Origin of the sequence: Hydrocoleum sp. CS-953 (assembly GCF_002260545.1) — a bacterium.
GTDB lineage: Bacteria > Cyanobacteriota > Cyanobacteriia > Cyanobacteriales > Microcoleaceae > Trichodesmium.
The window spans coordinates 1-4,736 of sequence record NZ_LGSU01000800.1 but is presented as its reverse complement, the minus strand read 5'-3'; the positions used below and the strand labels follow the sequence as shown (position 1 = coordinate 4,736).

The 4,736-nt window shown below is 34.8% G+C and carries 1 protein-coding gene and 3 pseudogenes; 3 read left to right on the top strand and 1 reads right to left on the bottom strand.

All coding sequences use genetic code 11. The features are described 5' to 3' along the window. Positions 1–108: 108 nt before the first annotated feature. Positions 109–387: a MoaD/ThiS family protein gene (locus AFK68_RS09990; RefSeq protein WP_094672577.1), complete on the bottom strand. Its 279-nt coding sequence runs from the start codon at positions 385–387 to the stop codon at positions 109–111. Positions 388–1,400: 1,013 nt separating this feature from the next. On the opposite strand from AFK68_RS09990, the pseudogene AFK68_RS44725 reads away from it, so the two are divergent. The 3 pseudogenes from AFK68_RS44725 to AFK68_RS09975 form a co-directional block, all read left to right on the top strand. Beyond that, positions 1,401–2,292 (top strand): annotated as a pseudogene (locus tag AFK68_RS44725) (TerB family tellurite resistance protein); the annotation flags it as partial. 225 nt (positions 2,293–2,517) lie between these two features. Beyond that, a pseudogene (locus tag AFK68_RS09980) lies at positions 2,518–3,475 on the top strand (GTPase); the annotation flags it as partial. A gap of 1 nt (position 3,476) precedes the next feature. Next, positions 3,477–4,376, top strand: a pseudogene (locus AFK68_RS09975) (GTPase); the annotation flags it as partial. Positions 4,377–4,736: the final 360 nt, after the last annotated feature.

Below are 4,736 nucleotides of genomic sequence, written 5' to 3'. Positions count from 1 at the left end.
TATTTATTTTGACGATCGGGAAATGTAGCATTTGATTATGAAAATTTACCTTTATATCTGCTCTCTATTGTTAGATAGGCAAGAAATTATATTTTCTAAAAAAAATATCTAAATTCTAAAGCTGTTGAGGCCACCACTTACTGGAGGAATTAGGACTACTTCGTCACCGTCTTTAAGGATGGTTTCTCCTGGGACAAAGTTGAGGTTAATGCCAAATTTGGTGACATTTCGCCACTTTTCTAGTTCGGGGTGTTGGCTGATGAGTTTTTCTAGCAGTTGGGATACTGTTGTTCCTGGAGAGAGGGTTAGTTGTAGTTCGGGCACTTTGTAGGCTTCTTGGTAGGCTGCGAATAGTTTGAGAGTTATGCTGATTTCGGTATGATTCATATTTTTGTGTTGAATAAAAAATCATGCGTAGGGGCGAAAAGCACCCACTACATTAACTATATCAAAGTTTTTAATTCTGTGCAACCTTTATTGCTGTTTTCGTCGCGGTTTTTGCAGAGCTTCAGAGAATGCAATTTTTGTCTAATTCTTTATTTCAATTAATAGAATTACTCNGTTTGAGAGTTATGCTGATTTCGGTATGATTCATATTTTTGTGTTGAATAAAAAATCATGCGTAGGGGCGAAAAGCACCCACTACATTAACTATATCAAAGTTTTTAATTCTGTGCAACCTTTATTGCTGTTTTCGTCGCGGTTTTTGCAGAGCTTCAGAGAATGCAATTTTTGTCTAATTCTTTATTTCAATTAATAGAATTACTCTATTTTATAGCGCTGCGCTCTGGGAACAGGGAACATAAAATGAGAATAAATTGCTGATAATATAAAGCTTTGAGCTGCTTGGACACCCCCTGCAATTTGTAAAGCGTGCCAGCGCACATGGCTATACTTTACCGACTACTCTATGGGCGATCGCTATTCTGAGATGAGATGATACTAAGAACTATGTTTTTTCTGCAACATTATCTATTTTGTTGAGTTGAATAAAAAATCATGCGTAGGGGCGAACGCAGATCGCTAATATTTCTTATTTTAAGAGTATCACAGTTTTTGCTGGAAAACAACCCCTCTGACAAAAATTTTAGAGCTTCTCAAAATGAGATAAAAAGTTTAGTAATTTCACGATGGCGGAGGTTCAATAATTGATAATTGATAATTGATAATTGATAATTGATAATTGATAATTGATAATTGATAATTGATAATTGATAATTGATAATTGATAATTGATAATTGATAATTGATAATTACCTCTCCCTCAAAGGAAGAGGATTGAATAAAAGGAAAGTTTTTTCTGGTTTCCCCTTGAAAGGGCAGGCTTTATACCTGAATTATTTAATTATTAAATTATTGAATTATTAATTATTCGGTAAAAAATTATTGTTGATTTGTAGATGAGGATGGAAAATGCTCCTAGCTCTGAACAATCATTAAAAGGATACTTATTTATGAAACAGTCCCCGGATGAAGAGTTGGACTACCCTTTTCTATTAGTAGCTCAGATGGTTTGTGCTGACCAACAAATTCACAGTGAGGAGTCAAAAGCCTTACAGGAGTTGGCACAACAAAGCAAAGTAGGAAAACCGACTCTTGCAGAAATGGAAAAAATTCTGACTCAGGATGAATACCAGTTATCTGTGACAGAAATTGCATCGCAAGTAGCACCCCAACAGAGAAATGAGGCGATGTGGCAAATATTGAGTATTGCTTATGTGGATGGTTTTTGCTCGGCATTGGAACGACAAATGGCGCAACAGGTAGCCCAAATTTGGGGTTGGCCTGATGGTCAGGTAGAACGACAAATAGAGGAAACGGGAGCTTTTGCTGATACTAGATTTATTGGGGATGGGGAAAAGGAGAAGATATCTTTCGGAGCGAGGATGCTGAAAAATGCTGATTCTTTGTTGTCAAAAGCTCTGGTGGATAGGTTAGCGACTTTTAGTGGGAAGCAGCAAAAAGTTGAACAACTACGCCGGGAAATTTTATTATCTGGACCAGAATATGATGAGGCAATACGTCAGTGTGCGGTTATTGCGGAGATAGATTATGTATTTGCAGAAAGAGCGTTGAAACATACAGATAAAGCTTTGCAAAATTTGGGAATAAATCTGCAAAAAGTTATTGAAGAAATAAAGGATAAAAGTAGTGGAAAAGGTGAAGCTGCTTCTGCTCAGGAAGTGGCAAGTAAACTAGAGGAAATTTCTCAGGAACTTAGGGCTAAAATTATCAAAGAAATTGATAGTGTTAAAGAATCTCTTCGAGCTAAAGAACGCGCTTTGAGTCATTNCAGATAAAGCTTTGCAAAATTTGGGAATAAATCTGCAAAAAGTTATTGAAGAAATAAAGGATAAAAGTAGTGGAAAAGGTGAAGCTGCTTCTGCTCAGGAAGTGGCAAGTAAACTAGAGGAAATTTCTCAGGAACTTAGGGCTAAAATTATCAAAGAAATTGATAGTGTTAAAGAATCTCTTCGAGCTAAAGAACGCGCTTTGAGTCATTTTAGTATTGCTTTTATGGGGAAAACTAAGGCAGGAAAAAGTACCCTTCATGCAATTATTACTAATGATGGATGGGATGCTATTGGTGTGGGAAAACAGAGGACTACTCGTTTTAATCGAGTTTATGAATGGAAGAATATTCGGGTTATTGATACTCCTGGTATTGGTGCGCCTGGAGGTAAGAGTGATGAGGAAATTGCTAAGAGTATTATTGATGAGTCGGATGTAATTTGTTATGTGGTGACTAATGATAGTATTCAGGAGACTGAGTTGGGTTTTTTAGATTTGCTGAAGCAGAAGGCTAAACCTTTAATTATTTTGTTGAATGTAACAAAAAATTTGATAAATTCGCGGAGGTTGGAGCATTTTCTGAAAAATCCAAATAAGTTGTTTGAAATGGAGGGTAAAAGTGGCATTGACGGAAATATTGATCGGATTCGGAATTATGCTCGGAAGTATTATGGTAATGATTATTTTCAGGTAGTACCTGTAATGTTATTGGCGGCACAAATTTCTAGTGAAACTGAGGATCAAAAACGAAAAAATGAGTTATTTAAGGCGAGTCGAATACAGGATTTTTTAGATTTGGTGAGAGAGTCTTTAATTAAGGATGGAAAAATTAGGAGGTCTCAAACTTTATTGGGTTCGACTGTTGGTGCGATTGAAGAACCTTTGAAGTGGGTAAAAGCACAGTCTAAAAATTATGATAAGTTGGCAAAAATCCTGAAAGATAAGCGTAGAGATATTCAGAAAAAGATTGATGATTCTCAGCAGGATGCTTTGAATTTTTTGCTACAGCAAATTCAAGCTGTTTTTGACGATGCTGTGAAGAATATTCCCTCTTTTGCTGAAGATTATTGGAATAAAAATGAGAGTGAATTAAAAGAGGGTTGGCAGACAAAACTTCAGGAAATTAAGTTTGAATCAAGATTAGAAAATTCCTATCAAGAGGCTAGTCAAAAGTTTAATCAAGNCAGCAGGATGCTTTGAATTTTTTGCTACAGCAAATTCAAGCTGTTTTTGACGATGCTGTGAAGAATATTCCCTCTTTTGCTGAAGATTATTGGAATAAAAATGAGAGTGAATTAAAAGAGGGTTGGCAGACAAAACTTCAGGAAATTAAGTTTGAATCAAGATTAGAAAATTCCTATCAAGAGGCTAGTCAAAAGTTTAATCAAGAAGTAAAAGAAGCGGTTGAGGAGGTAGGGAGTGAATTACAATTAATTGCCGAGTTAGGTGCTTTTGATTTTGATTTTACTGCACAAGATTCCAGTAGTTTTGGCCGCAATTTTGTCAAAATAGCTGGTAGTATTGTGTTGATAGCTGGAACTATATTTACTTTTTTTACTCCGGCAGGTATTGTTGCAGGTTTAACTATTGGAATTGTGACTACATTTCTAAGTACGATTAGTGGATTGTTTAAATCTAGAGATAAGAAAAGAAGTGAAGCTGCTAAGAAAATATCTAAGTCATTAAGTAATCAAATTATTGCTCAAAAGGAAACTACTCTGAAAAAATCTGAGAGTGAGTTTTCCAAATCTTGTCAGTCAGTATCTAAAAATATTGAGGATTATTTTGATAATTTAAGCAGTGAGTTACAGAAGATATCTGAAGAGTCAAAATTAACTCAAACGAAACTTGAAACAGGTGTTAATTATCTAAATCGTGCTTATGGAAAACGTATTATTGATTGGCTTGCAGAAAATTATGAACCTTTAACAGAGCAAAGAATTAATAAAGTAATTGGTAAAGTTAGACGGGAGTTTGGTAAAAAGATAATTATTGGTACAAAAACTCAAGTACCAATCAACAAAACACCTGAAGAAATTAATCTTGTGATTCAGGAGGATGTGGTTATTAAATATATAAAATAGGAGGAAAAATAATATGTATCGGAAATGATTTTTGACTAATTAAGGTAGATGGTGGTTTGACTCAATTTCGGGAAATATTTTCTACTTATTTCTACTTTTGTTTTGGCAAAGTAAATCTGTCTGGGAAATAATTTTTTGACTAATTAAGGTAGAGGGTGGTTTGACTCAATTTTGGGAAATATTTTCTACCTATTCCTACTTTTGCTTTCCCAAAGTAAATCTGTCTGGGAAATTATTTTTTGACTAATTAAGGTAGAGGGTGGTTTGACTTAATTTCGGGAAATATTCTCGACTTATTTCTACTTTTGCTTTTCCAAAGTAAATCTGTCTGGGAAATTATTTTTGAGTAATTAAGGTAGA